Genomic DNA, 21,795 nt, shown 5'->3' with positions numbered 1-21,795 from the left:
TCACGAGGGTCATCCTGTTGTGTTGCAATATCGCGCGCGCCGCCTGCCGGGCCGGGTACCCACGGCTTCTGACGGCGCATGCCACGATATCTACGCATCAAACGGGCTATTATGTCACGCTAACTTGCTGCACCGCCCAACACGGCACGCCTAGTTCGTAACCGCGTGTATCGATCTGCACCGACTCCTCGATGACATCCTCCACCGCTTCCGCCCCCACTTCTTCTGCCCTCACGCAGGCACATCTGCTACCGCTCGCTTTCGGCGACCTGCAAGGCTGCCGCACGCCGTTCCAGCAGTTGCTGGCCAAGGCCGCGCCGCCCGAAGGCACGCCGCTGTGGTTCGCGGGCGACCTGATCAACCGCGGGTCCGAATCGCTCGCCACGCTGCGCGACATCATCGCGCTGGGAGACCGTGCGGTGCCGGTGCTGGGTAACCACGACCTGCATTTGCTGTCGGTGTCGGCGGGAATTCGCAAATCGAAGAAAGGCGACACGATCGAGGACATTCTCGCCGCGCCGGATGCCGCCGACCTGCTCGAATGGGTTCGCCACCGTCCGCTCGCCCATTTCGACAACGGCATGCTGATGGTGCACGCGGGCGTACTGCCGCAGTGGGACGCCGCCCTGACGATGGAACTCGCCGACGAATTGCAGCGGGCGTTGCGCGCGCCGAACTGGAAGGAAACGCTCGCGGGACTCTACGGCAACGAGCCGAACCGTTGGACGCCCAGCATCAAGGGCATCGAGCGGCTGCGCCTGACGTGCAGCGCGTTGACGCGCATCCGCTTCTGCAATGCCGAAGGCGAGATGGATTTCAGCACCAGCGGCGGCCTGAATTCCGCGCCGCCGGGCAGCATGCCGTGGTTCGACGTGCCGTCGCGCAAGACCGCGGACGTCACGGTGGTGTTCGGCCATTGGGCAGCACTCGGTTTGACCTTGCGCGACAACCTGATCGGCCTGGATTCCGGCTGCGTATGGGGCGAGAAACTGTCCGCCGTGCGTCTGGCGCAAAATCCCGCGGAGCGCACGCTGACCCAGGTCGACTGCGAAGCTTGTGGCGTGCCAAACGGCGGCAACTAAGCTGCCCCGCTATGCCGACCGGCTGGATTGATCGACTGGTTCGATCAGCGCCGGCGAGTTGTTGGCGGCGTCGGAGGCATTGGGCGATGCTATCGACACCGCGATCGCAGCACCAGATCTCGTCATGCCGCCCTGCATCTCCCGCAACGCCGCAGCAATCACCCCTTCCGCCTCGGCCGCCAGCGTGCGCCGATCCGCGCCAGGCGCGAGCGGCCCGCCGACGTACACGTGCGCGGTCAACGGCCCGCCGCGCAGCAACATATTCAACGAATCAGCCAGCGTCAGATCGTCGATATACGCGGGCGCGGTGGATTGCCGGCCCTGTGCATCTTCATACATGATGCACAGCGGCTGCACCGGCACTGAGGCTGACACCGCAGCCTGGAACATATTCGCGTGAAACGGCAGCAGCGTCAGACCGTTTGACGTCGTCCCTTCAGGAAACACGCACATCAGCTCACCCGCGCTCAGGCGGTCGGCCAGTTCGTGCATGATCCGCTTCGCATCGCTGCGCTTCTCGCGCTGGATGAACACCGTGCCCAGTTGCTGCGCCAGCCAGCCAACCACCGGCCACTGCCGGATCTCGGCCTTCGAGACGAACGGCGTGGGCCGCCACGCATTGATCACGTAGATGTCGATCCACGAGATGTGATTGGCGACCACCAGCGCGCCGCGGTCGAGCCGCGCACTGTCGTTATGCACGACGAGCTGCATGCCGCACAGACGCAGCATTTTCAGCGACCATTCGCGGTTGAGCGTCTGCCGCCCCTCCGCACCGGCCTTGGAAAAGCGCGTCGCGACAATCCACATGCCGTGCAGCAGATGCGCGATGAGACGGGCCTTGCGTAACGCGAGCTTCATTGTCGGAGCTTTCCGTAACTGGGCGATGCCGCGGATATTAGCGCTGTTCGAACGCGACGTGACCGGACACGATCGTGGCCCGTACGCGCGCCGGCAATTCGTAGCCGAGGAATGGTGTGTTGTGCCCCTGGCTCTTCAAGGCACGCGGCTCGACGCGCCAATACGCGTGGCGGTCGAACACGCAGAGATCGGCAACAGCCCCCACGGCGATGCGGCCCGCCGCCTCAAGCGTCAACACGTCGGCCGGCGCCGTGGTGATGCGGTTCAGCGCCTTTGCCAACGGCACGCCTGCTTCGTCGGCCCATTTGACCGTCAGCGAGAGGAACAACTCAAGACCTGTCGCACCTGGCGTTGCCTCACCGAACGGCAGGAGTTTTTCGTCGTCGTCGACCGGCGTGTGGTCGGAGCAGATCGCGTCGATCGTGCCGTCGACGAGGCCCGCGCGTATCGCTTCGCGATCGCGCTGCTGGCGCAACGGCGGATCGAGCCGGAATTGCGCGTCAAAGTAGCCGATGTCGAGGTCGATCAGATGCACATGGTTCACGGTGACGTCGCACGACACCGGCAAGCCTTCAGCCTTGGCCGCCCGCATCAACTCAATGCCCGCCGCCGAGGACACATGCGACAGATGCACCCGCGCACCCGTCACGCGGACCAGTTCGAAGATCGTGTGCAGCGCGATCGTCTCAGCCGACGCCGGCACGCCCGATAGCCCAAGGCGGGACGCCAGCGCGCCGCTCGCGGCCACGCCGCCGCGGCCGAGATACGCGTCGACCGGACGCAGCCACACGGTGTAGCCGTAGGTCTTCGCGTACTGCAACGCGCGCATCAATACCTGCGTGTCGACCACCGGCACGTCGGCCTGCGAAAAGCCGATGCAACCCGCTTCGGTCAACTCGACCATCTCGGTGATGACCTGGCCTTTCAGACCGACGGTCAACGCGCCGAGCGGATACACATGCGCCTGGTTCAGATTGCGCGCGCGGAACTTGAGCATCTCGACGAGGCCCGGTTCATCGAGCGTCGGATCGGTATCAGGCGGACACACGAGACTCGTCACGCCGCCCGCGAGCGCCGCGGCCATTTCGGATTCGAGCGTCGCCTTGTGTTCGTAGCCTGGTTCGCGCAAGCGCGCGGACAGATCGACCAGGCCCGGCACGATATGCAGGCCTTTAGCGTCGATCATCTTCGCTGCGTTGAAATCAGCAGGCGCGTTGCCGATGGCGACGATCTTGCCCGCTGCGATAAAAATGTCCTGCTGCTGTTCGGTGCCCGCTGCCGGATCGATCAGCGTGCCGCCTTGAATGTGAATCTTCATGCGCTGCCTTAATTTTTGCCAAGCGTTCAGCTAAGTTTTGCGTGACGTGTCGCGCGTGTTGGTACGTGCCGTGGCGAGATCAATCGTGATTGCCGGCGACGATTCCCATCACCGCCATGCGCACCGCGATACCGAACGTGACCTGATTCAGAATCACCGATTGCGGACCGTCGGCTACCTGCGAATCGATTTCGACGCCGCGGTTCATCGGACCCGGGTGCATCACGATCGCATCGGGTTTGGCGAGCGCGAGGCGCTCCGGCGTCAAACCCCAGCTCTTGAAATACTCCTGCGCCGAAGGCAGCAGCGCGCCGCTCATCCGCTCATTTTGCAGACGCAGCATGATGATCACGTCGACGTCTTTCAGACCTTCGTCGAGGTTGTGGAACACGCGCACGCCCATCTGCTCCAGACCGCCCGGCAACAGCGTACGCGGACCGATTGCGCGCACTTCCGGCACGCCGAGCGTAGTCAGCGCGTGAATGTCCGAACGCGCGACCCGCGAATGCAGAATGTCGCCGACAATCGCCACGCGCAGATTCGTGAAATCCTTCTTGTAGTGGCGGATCGTGTACATGTCGAGCAGACCCTGGGTCGGGTGTGCGTGGCGGCCGTCGCCGGCATTGATCACGTGCACATGCGGCGCACAATGCTGGGCAATCAGGTACGGCGCGCCGCTCGATGCATGACGCACGACAAACATATCGGCATGCATCGCCGAGAGGTTGTTGATCGTGTCGAGCAGCGACTCACCCTTGCTCGTCGACGAAGCGTTGATGTTCAGATTCAGCACGTCCGCCGACAAACGCGTGGCGGCGATCTCGAAGGTGGTGCGGGTGCGCGTCGAGTTCTCGAAGAACAGGTTGAACACCGACTTCCCGCGTAACAGCGGCACCTTCTTGACTTCGCGATCGGTCACGCTGACGAACTGGTCGGCGGTATCGAGAATCTGATTGACGATCGCCTTCGGCAAACCCTCGATCGACAACAGATGTTTGAGCTCGCCGTTTTTCGTGAGCTGCGGATTGCCCTTCAGGAAGCCATAACGGAAGCGCTCGGTGGCGCTATCGGCTGAATTCTGGGGGGCCTGGGTGGCGGTGTTCATGATGTACCTGCTTATTGCTCAATGCGGCTAAATACGGCTCAATGCGCAAAGCCACGTTCAATCGACGCGGTCTTCGGTGTGAAAGGTGAAACGCTGATTGTTGCCGACACCGCCGGCACTGCCCTCTTCGCGAGTCAGCACGAGCGTCGCCTCGGCGGGCACTTGAACCACGCCGCCGACGAACCGCGCCGCCACCGGCAGTTCGCGACCGCCGCGATCGGCCAGCACCGCCAGTTCGACCGACGCCGGCCGGCCGTAGTCGTACAGCTCGTTCAACGCCGCGCGAATCGTGCGGCCGGTGTAGAGCACGTCGTCCACCAGCACGATGCGGCGCTTGTCCACTGAAAACGGCAGCGAGGTCGGGCTCGCCTGCGAGTGCAGGCCTTTTTTCGCGTAGTCGTCACGATGCAGCGCGACATTCACCACGCCGAAGCTCGGCACGTGCAGGTCGCGCGCGAGGCGTTCGGCGAGCCACGCGCCGCCGCTGTAGATACCGGCCAGCACGGCGCCTTCCGCACTGTCTTGCCCGGCGCCGAGCGTGTCGCCATAAGCGGCACGAATCTGTTCGAGCAGAGCGCTGTAAAGCGCTTCGGCGTCAATGGAACTCATGATCGTCGGAAAGTCCGTCTAGATATTGCTGGAGGATGATGCTGGCGGCTTCGGCGTCGAGCATGTCGGCGCGGCCGTTGCCGGCCCGGATTTCCGCCTTCGCCTCGACCGAGGAATAGCGCTCGTCGACCCACGTCACAGGCAGATTGAAGCGGCCGTTCAGCTGATTGCCGAAGCGCTTCGCGAGTTGAGTCATTTCGTGCGGCGTGCCGTCCGGGTGCATGGGCAAGCCAACCACCAGCGCGTCCGGCTTCCACTCAGCGATCAGCTTGCCGATCGCCTCGAATCGATATTCGCGGCTGCGGTTCTGTACGATCACAAGCGCCCGTGCACTGCGGGTGAGCGAGTTGCCCACTGCCACGCCGATCCGCTTTTCACCATAGTCGAACGCAAGCAGCGTCGCCTCACGTCCGGCCGGAGGACTCATGCGTCACCTTTCATGCGTGACCTGCTTCGCCCGACAGCATTGACAGCGAAATACCGAGCAACGCGAGCGCGGCTTCCAGGCGCTCTTCGGCGGGCACGTCGAAAACGATTTTCGGGTCGGCTTCAACCGTGAGCCAGCCATTCTTCGAAATCTCTTCTTCGAGCTGGCCCGCGCCCCAGCCGGCATGGCCGAGCGTGAGCAGGAAGCGCTCCGGACCGGTGCCGCTCGCGACGGCTTCGAGCACGTCTTTCGAGGTGGTCATCTCGAGCCCGCCCGGCACCGACATGGACGACGTATAGGTATTGCCGTCTTTCGGATCGTGCAGCACAAAGCCACGCTCGGTTTGCACCGGGCCGCCGAAATACACGGGCACATGGAGAAGGGGCTCGATCTCGAGCTTGAGATCGATGCGACTGAAGAGCGCTTCCAGATCGATGTCGGTCGGCCGGTTGATCACGAGGCCGAGCGCACCGCGCTCACTGTGATCGCAAAGGTAGACCACCGTTCCTGAAAACGTAGGATCCGCCATGCTCGGCATGGCGATCAGGAACTGGTTGGTCAGATTGATGCGATCGGTACTCTTGGACATAGTTCGGATTTTAGCAAAGACGATGCAGGATGGCGGGCTTTGAGCGCGGAACCGCGACGTGCGCGATGCAATGCGCCGCGAGCCATCGACGGCGAATCAAGTTGCACTCTATCACGCACGCCGGCCTTGTCCATGGCGCGGTTAGCGGTGTTTTCGGCACGCATATCGCGTGCCTCCGGGTTCGGCCTTGCTCCTCGCCGCGGCCGGCTGAGGATGCCTGCCGGCGCGCAGAACATGCTGCGGATGCTGATTGCGCAGCCGTTCAGGCGCCGCCCTGCTCGATCGCGCGCGTCAACGCAGCCAGCGCGGCGCTGCTGCCTGCCGGTGCGACGCCCGCCGCGACTTTGTGCAGCATGGCGCGCAACGCTTCGGCAGCCTGCTCGAGCGTGCTTGCCGCCGGCGCACCGACGACGACATGGGAGCGCACCGCCGGCGTCGACACGCCGGCGTGCGCGCGGCGGCGCCACGCAAGCCCGAGCGCGTCGGCCACCAGCGCCACGTGGCCCAAGCCCAGCGCGCATGCGGCGGCGCCGAGCCGGTAGGCGGCGTCGCCTGCCTGCAGCGCTTCGCTCGGATCGGCTTTCTCGGGCTGATCGGCCGCGCGGGCGTGCTCGGTCAGCGCCGAAATCGAGGCATCCGCGGTTTGCAGGAAATCTTCATAAGCATGCGCGTTGACGGTCAACACGCCCAGCTCACGCATCAGCGTGCTGCGGGTCGCGCTGATCGCCTGGGCCTGCACTGCGCCGGCTTCCCAAAGCATTTCGGATGCCTGGGTGCCCGCGACGTGCCAATCGACCGTCAAGCCATAGTCGTGCAGCACTTCGACCTGGTCGGCATCTTCCGCCGCGGCGCCGAACAACGCGTAATCGCGCCACAGCAGCGCCAGCGTCGCACGCACCAGGGAGCGCGGCGCGCGCTCGATGCCGCGCGCGTGATCGGCGAGCGCGAGGTTGCAGCGCGCATAGAAACGCCGCGCATCGGCTTCTCCGGTGGCGCGGCCGCTGACGCGCAGCGCCTTGGCGCAGGCCTTGGCAAGGCGCCAGAAATCGTAGGGGTCCGGGCCGGTGAGTTCGGTCAGGACGGCGTCCAGTTCGTCGAGCGCCGCGTTCGTGAACGCCAACGCGGCGCCACTGTTATCGGGTTGTGAACGCAACACGGGCAGCAGCGCGCGCTCATAGCGCGCGCGCAAATGGGCCAACTGGTCCGCGGACTGGGCATGCAGCGACACCGGCGGCACTGGGCGAGCGCACAGCGCGAGGTCTTCGAAAGCGACGGTCGAACCGGGCGTGTGCTCCGACAGATGGGTGCAGAGCACGCGGTAGTGGTTGAACAGGGTGGGCGAGCAGGACAGCTCATGCAGATTGTGACGCTCGAGTGCCGCGCGGAAATCGCGCAACGCCACGCCGAACGCGGGCCGCGCGCTGTTCGTTTCGACCGGGCTAACCTGGTGAGTAGGATGAGTCAGGTGAGTCGAGTCACCCTCGTCGGCCAACGGCGAAAGCCGCACCAGCGCGTCCGCGAAACGCTGCGCGCTCAGCCAGCCGGCCTCGCGCAATGCGTGCGACGCACGCAGCAGCGCCGAGGTGCTCTCGCTGTGTTGTTCGAACGCCAGCAACGCCTCGGCCAGCGCCAGTTCCGCGGAACGGACAGCGCCGCCACGCGGATTGGGCAATGCATCGAAGGAATCAGGTGCAGCGGATCGAAGAGTCATGGGCAGGCGACAGGAAGCTGACGGGCCGCCGCTCAATGCCGCGCGAGAGACTGATCGGCTTACGCGCGAACTGGCGACAGGACAATGACAGACTACCGTTGCGACACGGCGCAACCGGGGACGTTCCGCGTCGACGCGTTGGGACTCAGATCTGGACCATCTCGAAGTCTTCTTTGCGCGCGCCGCATTCCGGGCAGGTCCAGTTGATGGGAACGTCCTCCCAGCGGGTGCCCGGCGCAATGCCTTCGTCCGGCAGACCGGCTTCTTCGTCGTAAATCCAGCCGCAAATCAGGCACATCCAGCTTTGATATTCCATTCTTGTGTCGCGTCGTAGAGTCCGTGGAAACGGGAGCCATGATGGTACCGTGTTGCCGCCCCAATGCCTAGCAATCAGAAACGCGCAATCCTAGCGTGCAGCGGCCTTTGGCTACGCGAGCTGCGCCGGTTTGCCGAAGAATGCGAAAAAACGCCTTCACAACAGTTTAGGCCGCATAATTGAGCCAATTGCGCATCCTCTGCGCCTAAATACAGCCCCTTTTGCAAATTTTCATGCCCAGCGATACGCCTCCGATCGTCCTCACCTTCGGCCTTTCCGATCCCACCGGTGGCTCCGGACTGCAAGCCGACCTGATGACCCTTGCCAGCATGGGTTGCCATGGCGTCTCCGTGCTCACCGGCTATACCGTGCGCGATTCGGCGAGCTGCGACGAAGTCACCGGGCTCGACCCTGAAGTGGTCGCGACCCAGGCCCGGATGCTGCTCGAAGACATGCCGATTGCCGCGTTCAAGGTCGGCGCGTGCACGCGCGCGGAAGTGGTGAGCGCGATTGCCGAGGTGGTCGCCGATTACGACGACATCCCGCTGATCCTCGCCCCCGATTTCACGCTCGACGACGAACACGTGCTCGCCGCCGACGAACTGCGCGAAGCAATCGCCGACCTACTGGCGCCGCAAACCACCTTGCTAGTCGCCGATTCGGCCACGCTGCTCGCCCTCGCCCAGCCGGACGGCGACGCCGAAGCGCCGAGTCTCGACGCAGCCATCTCGCATCTGCTGTCACAAGGCTGCGAATACATTCTGTCGACGGAAACCGGCACACACCGGCTCGTCAATACGCTGTTCAGCGAAGACGGCCAACTGCGTCAGGATATGTGGGATCGCGGCAGCCATCGGATCATGGGCATTACCGATACGCTCGGTTCCGCGATTGCCGCCTTGCTGGCCAATGGCCAGGAACCCGCGGAAGCCGTGCGCGAGGCGCAAGAGTATTTGTATCAGGCGGTGCGCAACGCATTCCGGCCGGGAATGGGTGTCTATATGCCGGACCGCTTCTTCTGGGCCCGCAGCAGCGACGACGACACGCCGCCCGCAGCCGGCAAGGACGCGGCGCCGGGCGAGGCGCGGCATTGAGTATTCGAGGCGAAGCGTCTGCTGTATAAGCGGCAGGCGCCCAGCAAGCACTTCTGCTTTGACTTTTGCCCCGGCCAAGCAGCGCCTAAAAAAAACCCGCATTTCTGCGGGTTTTTTCTTTTGGGAAGCACGCCTCGCGGCGCACTTCCCCATGTGTTTCGAACTGGGCCTCTAATGAGCGAGGCCCAACCGAAATTACATGTCCATGCCCATGCCGCCCATGCCGCCGGGCATACCGCCGCCCATCGGAGCATCTTCCTTCGGCAGTTCGCAAACAGCTGCGTCGGTCGTCAACAGCAGGCCAGCGACCGAAGCTGCGTTTTGCAGCGCCGTGCGCGTCACCTTCGTCGGGTCCACGACACCGGCTTCAACCAGGTCGACGTACTCGCCGGTTGCTGCGTTGTAGCCGTAGTTGCCCGTACCAGCCGCAACAGCTGCCACCACGACGCTGGCTTCTTCGCCACCGTTCGTGACGATCTGACGCAGCGGCTCTTCCATCGCGCGCAGCACGATCTTGATACCTGCGTCCTGATCGGCGTTAGCGCCCTTCAGGTTCGTGATCGCCGTACGTGCACGGATCAGTGCAACGCCGCCGCCAGCCACGATGCCTTCTTCCACAGCTGCGCGCGTTGCGTGCAGTGCGTCTTCGACACGTGCCTTCTTTTCCTTCATTTCGACTTCGGTCGCAGCGCCAACCTTGATCACTGCAACGCCGCCTGCCAGCTTGGCAACGCGCTCTTGCAGCTTTTCACGGTCGTAGTCCGACGTTGCTTCTTCGATCTGCGTGCGCACTTGCTTCACGCGCGCTTCGATCGTTGCTGCTTCGCCAGCGCCGTCGATGATCGTCGTGTTTTCCTTGCCCACTTCGATACGCTTCGCCTGGCCCAGTTCAGCCAGCGTTGCCTTTTCGAGCGTCAGGCCGGTTTCTTCAGCGATAACTTGACCGCCGGTCAGGATCGCGATGTCTTCCAGCATGGCCTTACGACGATCGCCGAAGCCCGGAGCCTTGACAGCAACAGTCTTCAGGATGCCGCGGATGTTGTTCACAACCAGCGTTGCCAGTGCTTCGCCTTCGACGTCTTCTGCGATGATCAGCAGCGGACGGCCAGCCTTAGCGACTTGCTCCAGTACCGGCAGCAGATCACGGATGTTCGAAACCTTCTTGTCGTGCAGCAGCACGAACGGGTTTTCGAGCACAGCAACTTGCTTGTCCGGGTTGTTGATGAAGTACGGCGACAGGTAGCCGCGGTCGAATTGCATGCCTTCAACCACGTCCAGCTCGTCTTGCAGCGACTTGCCGTCTTCAACCGTGATGACGCCTTCCTTGCCGACCTTGTCCATCGCTTCAGCAATACGGTCGCCGATCGACGAATCGCTGTTTGCCGAAATCGCGCCAACTTGAGCGATTTCCTTGTTCGTCGTGCACGGCTTGCTGATCTTGCGCAGTTCTTCGATAGCGGCCGTCACAGCCTTGTCGATACCGCGCTTCAGGTCCATCGGGTTCATGCCCGATGCAACGTACTTCATGCCTTCGCGGACGATCGACTGAGCCAGAACCGTAGCGGTCGTGGTGCCGTCACCTGCGTTGTCGCTGGTCTTGGAAGCAACTTCCTTGACCATTTGTGCGCCCATGTTCTGGAGCTTGTCTTTCAGTTCGATCTCTTTCGCGACCGAAACACCATCCTTCGTGACCGTCGGGCCGCCGAAGCTGCGTTCCAGGACAACGTTGCGACCCTTCGGGCCCAGCGTGACCTTCACAGCGTTCGCGAGGATGTTCACGCCTTCAACCATCTTGGCACGGGCGGAATCACCGAATACGACGTCTTTAGCTGCCATCTTCTAACTCCTTGAATTCTTTAGATATAACCGGGGAAGTAGCGACCAGCGCTTACTTCTGCACCACGGCCATGATGTCTTCTTCACGCATCACGAGCAGTTCGTTGCCGTCGACCTTGACGGTCTGGCCTGCGTACTTGCCGAACAGGACGCGGTCACCAACCTTCACGTCGAGTGCGATTTGTGCACCCTTGTCGTCACGCTTGCCCGGGCCAACTGCCAGAATTTCGCCTTGATCCGGCTTTTCTGCTGCGGCTTCGGGGATCACGATGCCCGACGCAGTCTTGGTTTCTTGATCCAGACGTTTGACGATCACGCGATCATGCAAAGGACGAAGGTTCATACATACTCCTCTCTTGATTGAGACTGAAGAACGCTGAGAAAACCCGGTTGGCTAAGCCAACCGGCGATGTTGTTAGCACTCTCGTGCAGCGAGTGCTAATTATATGGACGGGTGGTGACAAATTCAAGAAGGGATGTGGGGATTGATGTCGAGATGTCGAGATTCGCTTAACTTTGAACTTTGTTCACTTAAGCCTGAACTCGCGGCCCACATCCGTGCGCGGCGGCGGCGCACACTTTCCAGAAAAAACAACGACTTAAGGTCGAAATCGCTGTCCTGCAGTATCGCGCGTGCAGTACGAACCCGGACCTTTTCTGACTGCGCCTGGTCGCGAAAACTTCGCGGCCAACGTTCATTTCAGGGTAAACCCCCCGAGGCCGATCACATTCCTCAGTCATGCTCTGGAAATTCGAAAAACATGATGCGGGCAGCGGCCGTCATGCTAGCGCTATCTGCGTCTAGCGTCAGCAACCTGACCAGCCAGTTCAGCTCGTTCATCAACAAGCCGACGCGCAACAATGCCGACGCCTCTCCGCCGAGATGCTTGAGCGCCGGCCTGCACCGCGGCTTGCGCATGTCGATCACCCGCTCGACGCCAGGCAACACTTCGACCGCCGGATTGAATGTGAGCGATCACGATTGCCGTCATCGCTCACCTCGTGCGAATCGACCTGCACGCGTCTTGCGACCGCGTGCGGACTATAGCGACGGCATCACGCTCGGGAACACCAAGTGACTCTCCACACGCTTGACGCCGGCCACGCCCTCGGCCGCGATGCGGATCGCGCGCTTTTCCTCCTCGGACTCGATCACGCCCCATAGATGCGCGACGCCGTCCTTGACGAGCACGCCTTGTTTCGGCAACGCCCAGCGCTGCCCGTGCATTTCCAGGACTATCGCGTTGCGCAGGCTCACATCGTCGTGCGAAGCCGAGTCCACGGCCAGCGCGACGCTCGCGAGTGCGCGGATCAGGTTCGAGCGGCTCACGATTCCGACCAGCTTGCCGTCCTTCAGCACCGGCACGCGTTTGAGATGCCGGCGCTCCATGAGGTCCGCGATCTGCTGGAGCGGCATGTCCTCGGGAATCGAAATCACCTGGTCGCACATCACGTCGCCGACGACATGTCCGTGCTCCTTCACATACCTCGCGGCCTGCTCGCGGGGCGACGACGACAGGAGTTCGAGCCACCACGAGCGCTTTCCGCGGCAGGTGTCGGTCTCCACGCGATGCAGCAGGTCGCCCTGGCTGACGATGCCGACGACCTTTCCGTTCGCGTCGACGACCGGCATGCCGCTGATACGATTATCGACGAACAACCTTGCCGCGTCGTGGATCGTCATGTCCGGTGTGGCGGTGACGACGGACGGCGTCATGATGTCGAGTGCGCGCATGGTCGCTCCCTCAGCGTGTCGCGACGGGTCCCCATCTGTTGCATCCGTCGCACGATTTCGGCAGACGCACCGGCGGCGGGCCGCGCGGTGCTGAGGCGCCTGAATCCAGTACCTAACAAACGGCCGCTCGCGCCACTGTCGCGCATGCGGCGATAACTGCACGCTGTCCGGACTCTCGCGGTTCTGATGGAAGTGGCCGCTGCTCGCGAGCAGCGCCCTGTCGCAGCCGAGTTCGTCGATTACGTCGTCGAGCGACAGCACGCCGACGATGCCCTGCGTATGTCTGGCTCGCCGTTTGCGCAGGCAGCGATAAAAGGACGAAAGGCCACCAGCACGGCCGTCTATTCGGGAAGGCAGGCAATATCGGCGCTGATTCGATCGAGGCAACACAGTCGCGACAGCGACCGACGTTGTGATAGTGAATTGCTCCACCCACGATCCATTTGCCGACGGGTCTCGGCAGACGCGTGACGATGAGCCTCACGAAAGCCAGCGCATGGGCGACTTTGTGAGTCAGCCGCGCATTAAGATTGCGTCGCGAAAGTGATCATAGGTCGCCTCTAGAAAAGTATCCGACAAAAGCGAGCCGAATTCTGACTCCGGTTCCGTAGAAAACCCAGCCGTTGCTTCGTGGAGAGCGCTATTAAGTCGGCTTGCGGGCGGCGCCAAGGTGGTGGCTGACTGTACGTCTGAGCCTGCACTTCAAATATTCCTTCGACTGCAGTGCCAGTGCCCGTCGTGTCGACAGCGCCTGTTCGCTGTGCTCGGAAGCGGTCATTGCGAAATGCCGGCCGGACCCTTTATAGACGCTGATCTCGCGCCCTGTGATCGGGCAGAAGTGCCTCAGCCGCCTCTGTGTGCTCGACGACCGATTGCACCACGAGTTTGATCCCCATCTGCACGCTCTTGCCGCCGGATCCAACATTCTGCGAATTGACTTGCATCCTGGTCAAATACTGTATAAATTCACAGTACTGTTTTTATATACAGGATCGGTCATGAACCAGCTCATCCGTATCTTGAACGACGGTGATCGCGAAACGCTTGCGTGGTTGCGCAAGCATGTCGGAGACGTGCGCGTGGCTGCCGCTGCGCGACATCTGGGAGGCAACGGCAAACCGTACGTGTCCGCTGTGTGCCGCTATCTCGGCGTGCGTCCACCAACGCCTCATCAGCAAAGCCGGCCTGTTGAAGACTGCACGGTCGGTGATAACTATCTTGCCCAGATCCGTCAGTTGCTGGCACAGCGAAACCAGGCGTTGTTGAAGCATCAACTTTGATGCTGCGAGTGGCCGCGAGTCCTCAGGAAGATAACAATATGATTGACGATTCTGCTCTTGATAGGGATGTCCACGACATCAATCCTGTCGCCCTCGAACGCGCACTCCGCAGCGCGTCGCTCGATCTCCAGCAGATCATTGCCACGGTCGCAGGTCGCCACCTCGCCAATGGCCGTCACCGTTACTCAAGCGGCGCGCGATTGCCGACCTGGCGCACGCTGCTGACAATCGACGAACAGGTCTTTGAGAATCGGGGCTTCCGCGCGCGGCACAACGAGACAGTACGTTCGACGTTTGTCCGGTTTGAGGACAGTCGTTTGTCTGCGATGGATCTCGACGAACCCGTCGACTGGCGACGTGATGACGACGACTTGCCAGCCGTGTACCTGCTCGTGCGTGCACTGGTACAGGCCGACGCTACCGACCTGGCCACTCAAGACTAATGTGCCGATATCGGCCGTTGGTCGTTGTAGTTTTGGATGCGCCCCAGAGAATTCAAAGTTAAATGAATCCCGGCAGCTCAGCTACGCGCCGCCCCGTCATTCATCGCATTAGAAATCGAAAAAATGTTTTCGCCGTAATTGACGAAGTCCCGTTTCATTTCGACGTGCCATTTCAAGAAATTAAGGCTGGTTGATTCCCCAGGCAGCATCCAGTCATGCAACTCAATAATAACCAGGGGAAACCGGTCCAATTCCGCTGCGTGACGTGAAAACAGGTCCGACTCGGCGCCCTCGATGTCAATTTTGAGGATGAACGGCGTTCCGCTCGATTTCGCCAACACCTGCTCGAGCGTCATGGCTTCAACCGCATTGGACCGTTCATCGGGCTGCGCCGCCGTGCGATAGCCCCAGGCGCCAACGCCTGGATCATTCAGATAAAGCGTCCCGCTATGTGCCGCAATAGCCGCATTCAGCGGCACGACGGAGGGAAACGAAGCCGCGTTACGCGTGAGCAACCCGTAATTCGCGGCGTCCGGCTCAACGGCCAGAACCCTGGCTTTGGGGTACGTGAGCGCGAACCAGACCGCAGCGGCGCCCATATTGGCGCCCGCATCGACGATGATGGGATCGGGACAGGTCTCGTAGAAGTCACCGATCTCCTTCCCACGGGTCAAATGATCTGTCGCATAGTCCCGCTTAAAAAAGATCTGCTCGCAGACCATGCGGTCCGCTGTCGAAGGCCGATAAATAAAACGCCTGCCTCCCGGCAGGCGCAGTCCACTCAGACCATACCTTGCTCCGCCCCAGACGTCAGAAGGTCGCCGTTTCGGTCGAAGCGCTCGCAGCAGCGCGGGGGGCATCACGGATTTAAGCGTAACCTTCAAGAGATCGTGCAAGTCCGTTCTCCTTCTTCAGATCGTGCTGCAGGGAAAGGCGCCACGCACGGAACACCCAGACGAATCCGCAACGCCAAATTTCAACCAGAAACAAAATATTCTGGGCCTCACCCGAAGTACAGCGAATGTCGACGAATGGCGCATTGGACCTCATATCCGTCCGAAGGTCGTGATTGAAGGCCTTCACCTCCACCTCGGCCGGCTACGTGCGCAAGCGCACCGACAACTACCATCGTGATATCGCGTAATAGCGCCAAACTCCAAGTCTAAAAATCATCGTACGGCCAAGGCATTGGAAAAGCCCCCCGCGGCAAATGCAATGAATCGCCGCAAGGATAGAGAGACAAATAAAGTGGACTTCAAAATGCATCCAGTCGATTTCGGCGGACATTTCGGTTGGCTTTACGAGCCAGTGCCCCGGTCTGGCGAAAATGGGAAATTAGGCATCGTGCTCTGCGGACCGCTCGGGCATGAGGCCTTGTGGTTGCATCAAACCATGCGGTCGCTCGCCGACCGCCTCGCAGGCCAGGGGTTCGCGGTACTGAGATTCGACTATGCCGGCACCGGCGACTCCGTCGACACCGGCGCGCTCGTCGAACCGAACAAATGGGTGGACGAAGCCATCGAGGCCGTGGGTTACCTGCGGCGAACAACCGGCGTGGAGCGCGTGACGCTTGTCGGATTTCGTTTCGGCGCGATGGTTGCCGCGCAGGCCGCGCGCGCGGCACGCGTCGATACCATTGCGCTTATCGCGCCGGTTGTTGTCGGGCGGCTGTTCGTGCGCGAAATGAATGTCCTGCAGCGAACGTGGCTGGACAAGACGATTGACCACGTGCGCAGCGATTCAGCACCGGCCGACGCATTCGACGTACTCGGGCATCGCTTCAGCCGCGCGTCGATCGACGTCATCATGAAACGTGATCTGCGCCGGGTGACATCGCCGCCGGCGAGCCGGTTGTTGATCGTTCACGCCGGCAATCAGGGGCCCAGTTACGAGCTGGCGAACCTGTACAGCACGCTCGGTGCACAGGTCGATTCGCTTCCGTTTCCCGAATACACCGAGGCCATGCAGCCCTCGTGGCTGGCCGTACTGCCCCAGGCGACCCTGAGCGCCATCGAGACATGGTTCGTCCGCGAAGTGGCGCGATCACCCGCGCCGTTTCCACCCGCCGCATTCGACATGGTGGCGCCCTCTGCCCCTTCCCTGCACTCAGTCAGTTTGCACGGCATTGTCGAGACGCCGGTCGAGCTTGCCGACGGACGCCTGTTCGCCATGCTATGCGAACCGGAAGACCGTTCGGTACGCTCGCCGCTTGTCGTCATCGCCAACACCGCCGCGACGCATCATGTCGGCGACGGCCGGTTTAACGTCGAACTCGCCCGCTCGCTGGCACACGCCGGCATCGCATCCCTGCGCGTTGATGCGCACGGTATCGGCGACAGCCGCGGTGCCCGGATGGTCGCGAACCCGTCCTTGCTCAGCTACGACCAGCTCGCCGCGGATACATCGCTGGCGGTCGACTGGGCCGTCGAAAGAGGGCATCCGCGTGTCGCCGTGTTCGGCATCTGCTCCGGTGCCTATCTGGGGCTTCACGCAGCCACAAAGAATCCTGCCGTAGCGGCGCTATTGCTGGTCAATCTCCAGGGATTCGACTTCCCGGTCGGCTTCAGGATGTGCGATGCCGCGACTATCGGTGCGGGCTCGACGCGCGCCCATTTTCGAGCGATGTTTCGCGCGCAAAAATGGTCCCAGGTTCTGCGCGGCGAAGTCAGCCTGCGGCCTGTGTTGCGAACGCTGTCCCGCTATGCCATTGACGCTGTCGTGAGTACCGCTACGTCGTGGACCGGTGATGCGGACCACGGTGCGGTGAATAAAGGTGCGCGCGCCCGGCGGCGAATGATGGATCTCGATGCGCGAGGTGTCCGTGTCCGGCTGCTATTCAGCCCGCTGGATCACGGGTTGGACGAACTGCGCATGCACTTCGGCCGGGGTGGACGGCGGCTCAATAAGTTGGCGCACGCGAGCGCAATGGTCATCCCGAACATGGACCATGAAGTGTTGAATCCTGCGGCACGGCAGCGGGTTGCCGCCTTGTGCGAGACATTCTTCAGGCAAGCATTCGCGCCTGAATAAAGCGGGCGTGACGTCTTGTCCGTTGAATCAGCTAACGTGCGAAAACCACAGGCGAAGAATTCAAAAACGCCTTGCCGGCCGGCGCCCGCCACATCAACAAGTCAGGTGTGTGACCGGACGCACAAACGCCAGCAATTCACGGACTCTCTATCGCGCCCATCGGCTATCTTCTTTAAGTGAGTTCCCGAAAGCCGCGCTCACCCGCGTTGCCCACTGACTGTCGTACAGGAAACATTCTTGAGAGCGCGTGGTTAGCAAAGCGCCCCGTTCATCAGACATTCGCAGAGACCACTGCCAGCGCAAGATCAAAAATAAATGAACACGGGCCCAATTCCTACCGAGTACACGTCTATTCGAAAATTCACTCGACGCGCATTGCTGCGTGGCCTGGCATCGGCCACGATGGTCGCGATGTCATCCCGCCTATACGCACAACATGCAGGGATGGGGGTTGTCAGCCCACCGGTTCGACTCGACGATGCCTGGTTAATCGACCAGACCGGCAGGAAGCATCGGCTCAATGACCTGCTAGGTCAGCACGTGACCGCGCTGCAGACGATCTACACCGGGTGCAGTTCGGTATGTCCTCTGCAGGGCGCGCTCTTCAGCGCGGTTCAGGAACGGATGCCAGACATTCATGCTCGTCATCCGATTCAACTGCTATCGATCGGAATCGATCCGCTTTCCGATTCGCCATCCGCCTTACACGAATGGCTCATGCGCTTTCAGGCCGGCCCGGGCTGGAATGCGGCCACGCCGGCATTGGGCGATGTCGACCGGATACGCACAGCGCTGTCGGGCAGTTCGTTGCCCCTCGGGGACATCGCCAGTCATTCAACACAAATCTACTGCTTCGACGCGAATGCCATGTTGCGCTGGCGTAGTGCCGACCTTCCGCGTGCAGACGAAATCTGCGATGTGCTCAATGCGCTGGGGCGCGTGTAGTCCGATGCCACAGGAGACCAAAGCCATGGCACACATTCTTTCCGCAAGGATCGTCTCGCGATCACTCCACAGGTGTGCGAAAACCCTGTTCCTGATCGCATTGACGTCGGCCTTTACCACCCTGTCAGGACCCGCCGAAGCGCAAACCTCGTCGCCGATCGGCCTGAGCGGATCGAGCTTGTGTGTGGACGTCGATTCGCAATCGCTATCGCCAGGCGCCTCGGTCCTTGCCTGGACGTGCAACGGCGGCGCCAATCAGAACTGGCTGCCGTCAGCTTCAGGAAGCCAATACAAGTTAATCAACCAGAACAGCAATCTGTGCATGGACGTGTCGGGTGCGAGCAAGAGCGCCGGCGCGCCCATCATCCAGTGGACCTGCAACGGCGGCACGAACCAACGCTTCACGCTGAAGCCTCAGGGTAGTGGCTACGCGATCGTCGCGGGGAACAGCGGCATGTGTCTCGCAGCCGCGAGCCAGACCACGCCGGGTCCACAGATCCTGCAGCAGGTATGCAACGGAAGCGCTTTGCAGACCTGGCAGGTCAACGGCCTGCCGCTGGCGGCGCTGCCATCGAAGTGGACCGCACCGATCAAGCTGCCACTCATCCCGGTGGCGGCAGCCAATCTGCCCGACGGGACCGTCCTGGTCTGGTCGGCCGATAGCCAGTTGAATTTCACGCCCGGGGAGGTCACGCCGGGCAAGACGTACACGGCGATCTTCGATCCTGCGACCGGAACCAGTAAACAGACCCTGGTCACCAATACCGGCCACGATATGTTTTGTCCGGGTATCGTCAATCTCCCGGACGGCCGCGTGTATGTGACTGGCGGATCTAGCAGCGACAAGACCAGTCTCTACTCGTCTTCAACCCACGCCTGGACTTCCGGCGACCCGATGAATATTCCGCGCGCCTACCAGGGCAGCGTCACGTTGAGCAATGGTAGTGTGTTCCTGGTGGGAGGCTCGTGGAATGGACCCCTCGGAGGCAAGACCGGCGAAACCTGGACCTCCGGTTCGGGCTGGCAGGTGAATAGCGCGATACTCGACGACTATATCCTCACCAATGACGCGGGCGGCATCTTCCGCGCCGACAACCACGCATGGTTGTTCGCGTTGTCCAATGGACGCGTCTTCCACGCGGGGCCGAGCCAGGCCATGCACTGGTTCGATACGGCGGGCGGCGGCAGCGTGACCCAGGCCGGAAATCGAGGCAGCGACAGCGACGCGATGAATGGCAACGCCGTCATGTACGACATCGGCAAAATTCTCGCCGTGGGCGGTGCGCCAAGCTACGATTCATCCCCCGCTACTTCGGACGCCACGCTCATCGATATCAGCAGCGGCACGGCGGTCACCACGACCCTCCACTCGATGAGCTATCAGCGTGCTTTTAACAACAGCGTCGTGCTGCCGAACGGACAAGTCGTCGTGGTGGGCGGGCAAACTTTCGCGCAACCTTTCTCGGACGATACCGCGGTGCTGACGCCGGAGTTGTGGGACCCGACAAAGCAAACCTTCTCGCCGCTGGTCGCCCAGGCCGTGCCGCGCGTTTATCACAGCATTGCGTTGCTGTTGCCGGATGGGCGCGTGCTGAGCGGCGGTGGCGGACTGTGCGGCAGTTGCTCGACTAATCATCCGAACGTCGAAATACTGACGCCGCCGTATCTGCTCAATGCAAATGGGTCCGCGGCATCACGGCCAACCCTTTCTTCGGCGCCGGCTCAGGCGCAACCCGGCACCTCGATCGCCGTGACCGCCAGTACCGGGATCAAAGCGTTCGCGCTGATGCGCCTGTCGTCCGCGACGCATTCGATCAACAATGAGCAGCGGCGCATACCGGTGAGTTTCACGGTGGGCACGGGCGGGGAATATCTGTTGACCATTCCCTCTGATCCCGGCGTTGTGATTCCTGGGTACTACATGCTCTTCGCCCTGAACGCGAACGGTGTGCCGAGCGTTTCGCGCACGCTGCTGATCCCATGATCGCATCGCCGTCTCAACGCTCGGCGGCACGCGCATCGATCGGCCTCGCACTGCTCATCGCGGTGCGGCTGATCCATGCTGCCGAGCTGTGCGAACCCGCCGACCTGGGGTGCGCGATCTTCAACGGGCAGCATGCGATCCCAGCACACCTGCGCGACGACGATCGTCCGTTGCCCACCTGGACCACGCGATGCGTCAACTGCCACACTCAAGCGGACCCGGCGGCCACCTTCGCACCACCCTTGACTGCCGGCAATCTGCTTGATGCAAAAAGCCGTCGAGGGGGCCCGCCCAGCCGCTATGACCCAACGACCTTCTGTCGTGCGCTCAAGGACGGTGTCGATCCGGCAAGCGTGGTGCTGCGCAAGTCCATGCCCCACTATCAGATTTCCGACGCCGAGTGCGCAGCGCTCTGGCGTTTCGTCACGAACCATTGAGGACCTGTGAGCAGCAATTTTCAAGAACGGGCAAAAATCCAGGTATTTCCCCTGACCCTATGCACAGTTTCGCGCGCGTTCAGCTCGGTCTGTCTTGATTCGACTGCAGGATGGCGGTTTCACGCGCTATCCGATTCGTTCCGAAGACAATGCGCGGTGTTACGCTCAAGAGAGGAGCCTTCGCGGCAGTGAGCCGCCGTTCAGCGGCAAAATCAGCAATCACGAGAACATACCGCGAAGCGCCATTGCCGGCGAACGGCGAAACATCGCTGCGGGAGCAACTGCGATGGAATTCAAAACATATATAGCATTGACGGCATGGGTGATTAGCAGTGCTGCCTTCGCATGGCAGCCGCTCACCTATCCGATCCGAAGTCAAAGCGCTTATCAGCGCAGCATCGACACTGCGATGTGCTATGCCACGGCGAACAGAGAGACCAAGGTCAACATCGCCCACGAATCGCAGCTTCCGCCGCGCCAGCCTGCGGTAACCAAAGGGACATCGACCGGCGCACCGTCGCGGCCACCCCTGCCTTCCAGCACCTTTTCGGCAATACCGTTTGGCGCGAGCATGCCTGCTGCTGCATCCGCGCCCGCCGCAAGCGGGACCGCTGTGACCACGGCAAACAACCCAGCGGCGATGAAGGCAGCAAGCGCACCCTCGGCAACGACAGCACCCTCCGCAACGACAGCGGCATCGGCATCGGCGGCAGCAACAACCGCAGCGGCGTCCGCGTCAGCGGGTTCGGCGGCGATCGCGGATAACGGTGCATTGGAGACGGCGGCAAGCGGCGCGTCGCAAACGACAGCAGGGTCCAACGTGAAGCTGCCGCCATTGCCCGCGCCTGAGCCGCCCATGACCCGGTATTGGGCCGCGTATGGTGCGTGCATGCAAGCGCGGGGTTACGTCGTCTCACAGTAAACCCCTGTACCCCGTTGCCGTGCCTTGTATCCCTGATTTTGACGCCGGTATTTGACGTCCGTTTTCGACAT

At 61.9% G+C, this 21,795-nt stretch carries 22 protein-coding genes; 9 read left to right on the top strand and 13 right to left on the bottom strand.

Going from position 1 to position 21,795, the window contains the following annotated elements; translation table 11 throughout:
• Positions 1 to 191 precede the first annotated feature (191 nt).
• Complete coding sequence (locus KHO23_RS02345; protein ID WP_211609356.1) at positions 192 to 1,082, top strand: symmetrical bis(5'-nucleosyl)-tetraphosphatase; 891 nt, start codon at positions 192 to 194, stop codon at positions 1,080 to 1,082.
• Positions 1,083 to 1,091: 9 nt separating this feature from the next.
• Here the strand turns inward: KHO23_RS02345 and KHO23_RS02340 are convergent, their stop codons facing one another.
• The 8 genes from KHO23_RS02340 to KHO23_RS02305 form a co-directional block, all read right to left on the bottom strand.
• The gene (locus KHO23_RS02340) at positions 1,092 to 1,943 is read right to left on the bottom strand and encodes a lysophospholipid acyltransferase family protein (protein WP_211609355.1); all 852 of its coding nucleotides are present in this window, start codon (positions 1,941 to 1,943) and stop codon (positions 1,092 to 1,094) included.
• Positions 1,944 to 1,980: 37 nt separating this feature from the next.
• Entirely contained in the window at positions 1,981 to 3,261 is a 1,281-nt protein-coding gene (locus KHO23_RS02335) for a dihydroorotase (RefSeq protein ID WP_211609354.1), read from the bottom strand.
• A gap of 79 nt (positions 3,262 to 3,340) precedes the next feature.
• Positions 3,341 to 4,366 (bottom strand): aspartate carbamoyltransferase catalytic subunit, encoded by a 1,026-nt coding sequence (locus tag KHO23_RS02330; RefSeq protein WP_211609353.1) that lies wholly within the window; start codon positions 4,364 to 4,366, stop codon positions 3,341 to 3,343.
• A 57-nt stretch (positions 4,367 to 4,423) separates the two neighbouring features.
• On the bottom strand, positions 4,424 to 4,975 hold the full coding sequence (gene pyrR / locus KHO23_RS02325; protein WP_211609352.1) for a bifunctional pyr operon transcriptional regulator/uracil phosphoribosyltransferase PyrR: 552 nt from the start codon (positions 4,973 to 4,975) through the stop codon (positions 4,424 to 4,426).
• Entirely contained in the window at positions 4,962 to 5,402 is a 441-nt protein-coding gene (gene ruvX, locus KHO23_RS02320; RefSeq protein ID WP_211609347.1) for a Holliday junction resolvase RuvX, read from the bottom strand. Before ruvX ends, pyrR begins: the two co-directional genes overlap by 14 nt.
• Positions 5,403 to 5,412: 10 nt before the next feature.
• Entirely contained in the window at positions 5,413 to 5,991 is a 579-nt protein-coding gene (locus tag KHO23_RS02315) for a YqgE/AlgH family protein (protein WP_211609337.1), read from the bottom strand.
• A gap of 262 nt (positions 5,992 to 6,253) precedes the next feature.
• Positions 6,254 to 7,702: a hypothetical protein gene (locus KHO23_RS02310; RefSeq protein WP_211609336.1), complete on the bottom strand. Its 1,449-nt coding sequence runs from the start codon at positions 7,700 to 7,702 to the stop codon at positions 6,254 to 6,256.
• 145 nt (positions 7,703 to 7,847) lie between these two features.
• A complete protein-coding gene (locus tag KHO23_RS02305; protein ID WP_006047743.1) occupies positions 7,848 to 8,018 on the bottom strand; it encodes a rubredoxin in 171 nt (56 codons plus the stop codon).
• A gap of 233 nt (positions 8,019 to 8,251) precedes the next feature.
• On the opposite strand from KHO23_RS02305, the gene KHO23_RS02300 reads away from it, so the two are divergent.
• Positions 8,252 to 9,112, top strand: coding sequence for a hydroxymethylpyrimidine/phosphomethylpyrimidine kinase (locus KHO23_RS02300; RefSeq protein WP_120297886.1), 861 nt, complete (start codon positions 8,252 to 8,254; stop codon positions 9,110 to 9,112).
• Between the two features lie 195 nt (positions 9,113 to 9,307).
• Here KHO23_RS02300 and groL read toward each other — a convergent pair whose 3' ends face one another.
• The 4 genes from groL to KHO23_RS02280 form a co-directional block, all read right to left on the bottom strand.
• On the bottom strand, positions 9,308 to 10,948 hold the full coding sequence (gene groL / locus KHO23_RS02295) for a chaperonin GroEL (protein WP_211609334.1): 1,641 nt from the start codon (positions 10,946 to 10,948) through the stop codon (positions 9,308 to 9,310).
• Positions 10,949 to 11,000: 52 nt separating this feature from the next.
• Entirely contained in the window at positions 11,001 to 11,291 is a 291-nt protein-coding gene (gene groES / locus KHO23_RS02290) for a co-chaperone GroES (protein WP_007178996.1), read from the bottom strand.
• A gap of 390 nt (positions 11,292 to 11,681) precedes the next feature.
• Entirely contained in the window at positions 11,682 to 11,876 is a 195-nt protein-coding gene (locus KHO23_RS02285; protein ID WP_211609330.1) for a hypothetical protein, read from the bottom strand.
• Between the two features lie 114 nt (positions 11,877 to 11,990).
• The gene (locus KHO23_RS02280) at positions 11,991 to 12,683 is read right to left on the bottom strand and encodes a CBS domain-containing protein (protein WP_211609329.1); all 693 of its coding nucleotides are present in this window, start codon (positions 12,681 to 12,683) and stop codon (positions 11,991 to 11,993) included.
• A gap of 857 nt (positions 12,684 to 13,540) precedes the next feature.
• On the opposite strand from KHO23_RS02280, the gene KHO23_RS02275 reads away from it, so the two are divergent.
• Positions 13,541 to 13,963, top strand: coding sequence for a hypothetical protein (locus tag KHO23_RS02275; protein WP_407946026.1), 423 nt, complete (start codon positions 13,541 to 13,543; stop codon positions 13,961 to 13,963).
• 38 nt (positions 13,964 to 14,001) lie between these two features.
• Positions 14,002 to 14,406, top strand: coding sequence for a DUF2471 domain-containing protein (locus tag KHO23_RS02270; protein WP_211609327.1), 405 nt, complete (start codon positions 14,002 to 14,004; stop codon positions 14,404 to 14,406).
• Between the two features lie 77 nt (positions 14,407 to 14,483).
• Here the strand turns inward: KHO23_RS02270 and KHO23_RS02265 are convergent, their stop codons facing one another.
• Entirely contained in the window at positions 14,484 to 15,302 is an 819-nt protein-coding gene (locus KHO23_RS02265; protein ID WP_236066697.1) for an FkbM family methyltransferase, read from the bottom strand.
• A gap of 496 nt (positions 15,303 to 15,798) precedes the next feature.
• Here KHO23_RS02265 and KHO23_RS02260 point away from each other — a divergent pair, with 496 nt between their 5' ends.
• The 5 genes from KHO23_RS02260 (at position 15,799) to KHO23_RS34940 (ending at position 21,724) form a co-directional block, all read left to right on the top strand.
• On the top strand, positions 15,799 to 17,436 hold the full coding sequence (locus KHO23_RS02260) for an alpha/beta fold hydrolase (protein WP_211609326.1): 1,638 nt from the start codon (positions 15,799 to 15,801) through the stop codon (positions 17,434 to 17,436).
• A gap of 411 nt (positions 17,437 to 17,847) precedes the next feature.
• The gene (locus KHO23_RS02255) at positions 17,848 to 18,381 is read left to right on the top strand and encodes an SCO family protein (RefSeq protein WP_328821938.1); all 534 of its coding nucleotides are present in this window, start codon (positions 17,848 to 17,850) and stop codon (positions 18,379 to 18,381) included.
• A gap of 25 nt (positions 18,382 to 18,406) precedes the next feature.
• Positions 18,407 to 20,365, top strand: a complete 1,959-nt coding sequence (locus KHO23_RS02250; RefSeq protein ID WP_211609322.1) for an RICIN domain-containing protein — start codon at positions 18,407 to 18,409, stop codon at positions 20,363 to 20,365.
• Positions 20,362 to 20,802 (top strand): hypothetical protein, encoded by a 441-nt coding sequence (locus KHO23_RS02245; protein WP_211609321.1) that lies wholly within the window; start codon positions 20,362 to 20,364, stop codon positions 20,800 to 20,802. The genes KHO23_RS02250 and KHO23_RS02245 overlap by 4 nt, the downstream gene beginning before the upstream one ends.
• Before the next feature lie 286 nt (positions 20,803 to 21,088).
• Entirely contained in the window at positions 21,089 to 21,724 is a 636-nt protein-coding gene (locus tag KHO23_RS34940; RefSeq protein ID WP_236066696.1) for a hypothetical protein, read from the top strand.
• Positions 21,725 to 21,795: the final 71 nt, after the last annotated feature.

Source organism: Paraburkholderia haematera, assembly GCF_905220975.1.
In the GTDB taxonomy this organism is placed as follows: Bacteria; Pseudomonadota; Gammaproteobacteria; order Burkholderiales; family Burkholderiaceae; genus Paraburkholderia; species Paraburkholderia haematera.
Note: the sequence above shows the minus strand (reverse complement) of the source record. Positions and strands in the feature narration are given on the sequence as shown.

What these genes read in the sequence shown, in the direction of transcription:
- KHO23_RS02315 (WP_211609337.1), bottom strand. Translation starts at nt 5,991, where the DNA reads ATGTCCAAGAGTACCGATCGCATCAATCTGACCAACCAGTTCCTGATC.
- KHO23_RS34940 (WP_236066696.1), top strand. Translation starts at nt 21,089, where the DNA reads ATGGAATTCAAAACATATATAGCATTGACGGCATGGGTGATTAGCAGT.
- KHO23_RS02280 (WP_211609329.1), bottom strand. Translation starts at nt 12,683, where the DNA reads ATGCGCGCACTCGACATCATGACGCCGTCCGTCGTCACCGCCACACCG.
- KHO23_RS02310 (WP_211609336.1), bottom strand. Translation starts at nt 7,702, where the DNA reads ATGACTCTTCGATCCGCTGCACCTGATTCCTTCGATGCATTGCCCAAT.
- groES (WP_007178996.1), bottom strand. Translation starts at nt 11,291, where the DNA reads ATGAACCTTCGTCCTTTGCATGATCGCGTGATCGTCAAACGTCTGGAT.
- groL (WP_211609334.1), bottom strand. Translation starts at nt 10,948, where the DNA reads ATGGCAGCTAAAGACGTCGTATTCGGTGATTCCGCCCGTGCCAAGATG.
- KHO23_RS02300 (WP_120297886.1), top strand. Translation starts at nt 8,252, where the DNA reads ATGCCCAGCGATACGCCTCCGATCGTCCTCACCTTCGGCCTTTCCGAT.
- KHO23_RS02330 (WP_211609353.1), bottom strand. Translation starts at nt 4,366, where the DNA reads ATGAACACCGCCACCCAGGCCCCCCAGAATTCAGCCGATAGCGCCACC.
- KHO23_RS02245 (WP_211609321.1), top strand. Translation starts at nt 20,362, where the DNA reads ATGATCGCATCGCCGTCTCAACGCTCGGCGGCACGCGCATCGATCGGC.
- KHO23_RS02250 (WP_211609322.1), top strand. Translation starts at nt 18,407, where the DNA reads ATGGCACACATTCTTTCCGCAAGGATCGTCTCGCGATCACTCCACAGG.
- pyrR (WP_211609352.1), bottom strand. Translation starts at nt 4,975, where the DNA reads ATGAGTTCCATTGACGCCGAAGCGCTTTACAGCGCTCTGCTCGAACAG.
- KHO23_RS02345 (WP_211609356.1), top strand. Translation starts at nt 192, where the DNA reads ATGACATCCTCCACCGCTTCCGCCCCCACTTCTTCTGCCCTCACGCAG.
- KHO23_RS02270 (WP_211609327.1), top strand. Translation starts at nt 14,002, where the DNA reads ATGATTGACGATTCTGCTCTTGATAGGGATGTCCACGACATCAATCCT.
- KHO23_RS02255 (WP_328821938.1), top strand. Translation starts at nt 17,848, where the DNA reads ATGTCATCCCGCCTATACGCACAACATGCAGGGATGGGGGTTGTCAGC.
- KHO23_RS02305 (WP_006047743.1), bottom strand. Translation starts at nt 8,018, where the DNA reads ATGGAATATCAAAGCTGGATGTGCCTGATTTGCGGCTGGATTTACGAC.
- KHO23_RS02335 (WP_211609354.1), bottom strand. Translation starts at nt 3,261, where the DNA reads ATGAAGATTCACATTCAAGGCGGCACGCTGATCGATCCGGCAGCGGGC.
- ruvX (WP_211609347.1), bottom strand. Translation starts at nt 5,402, where the DNA reads ATGAGTCCTCCGGCCGGACGTGAGGCGACGCTGCTTGCGTTCGACTAT.
- KHO23_RS02340 (WP_211609355.1), bottom strand. Translation starts at nt 1,943, where the DNA reads ATGAAGCTCGCGTTACGCAAGGCCCGTCTCATCGCGCATCTGCTGCAC.
- KHO23_RS02260 (WP_211609326.1), top strand. Translation starts at nt 15,799, where the DNA reads ATGCGGTCGCTCGCCGACCGCCTCGCAGGCCAGGGGTTCGCGGTACTG.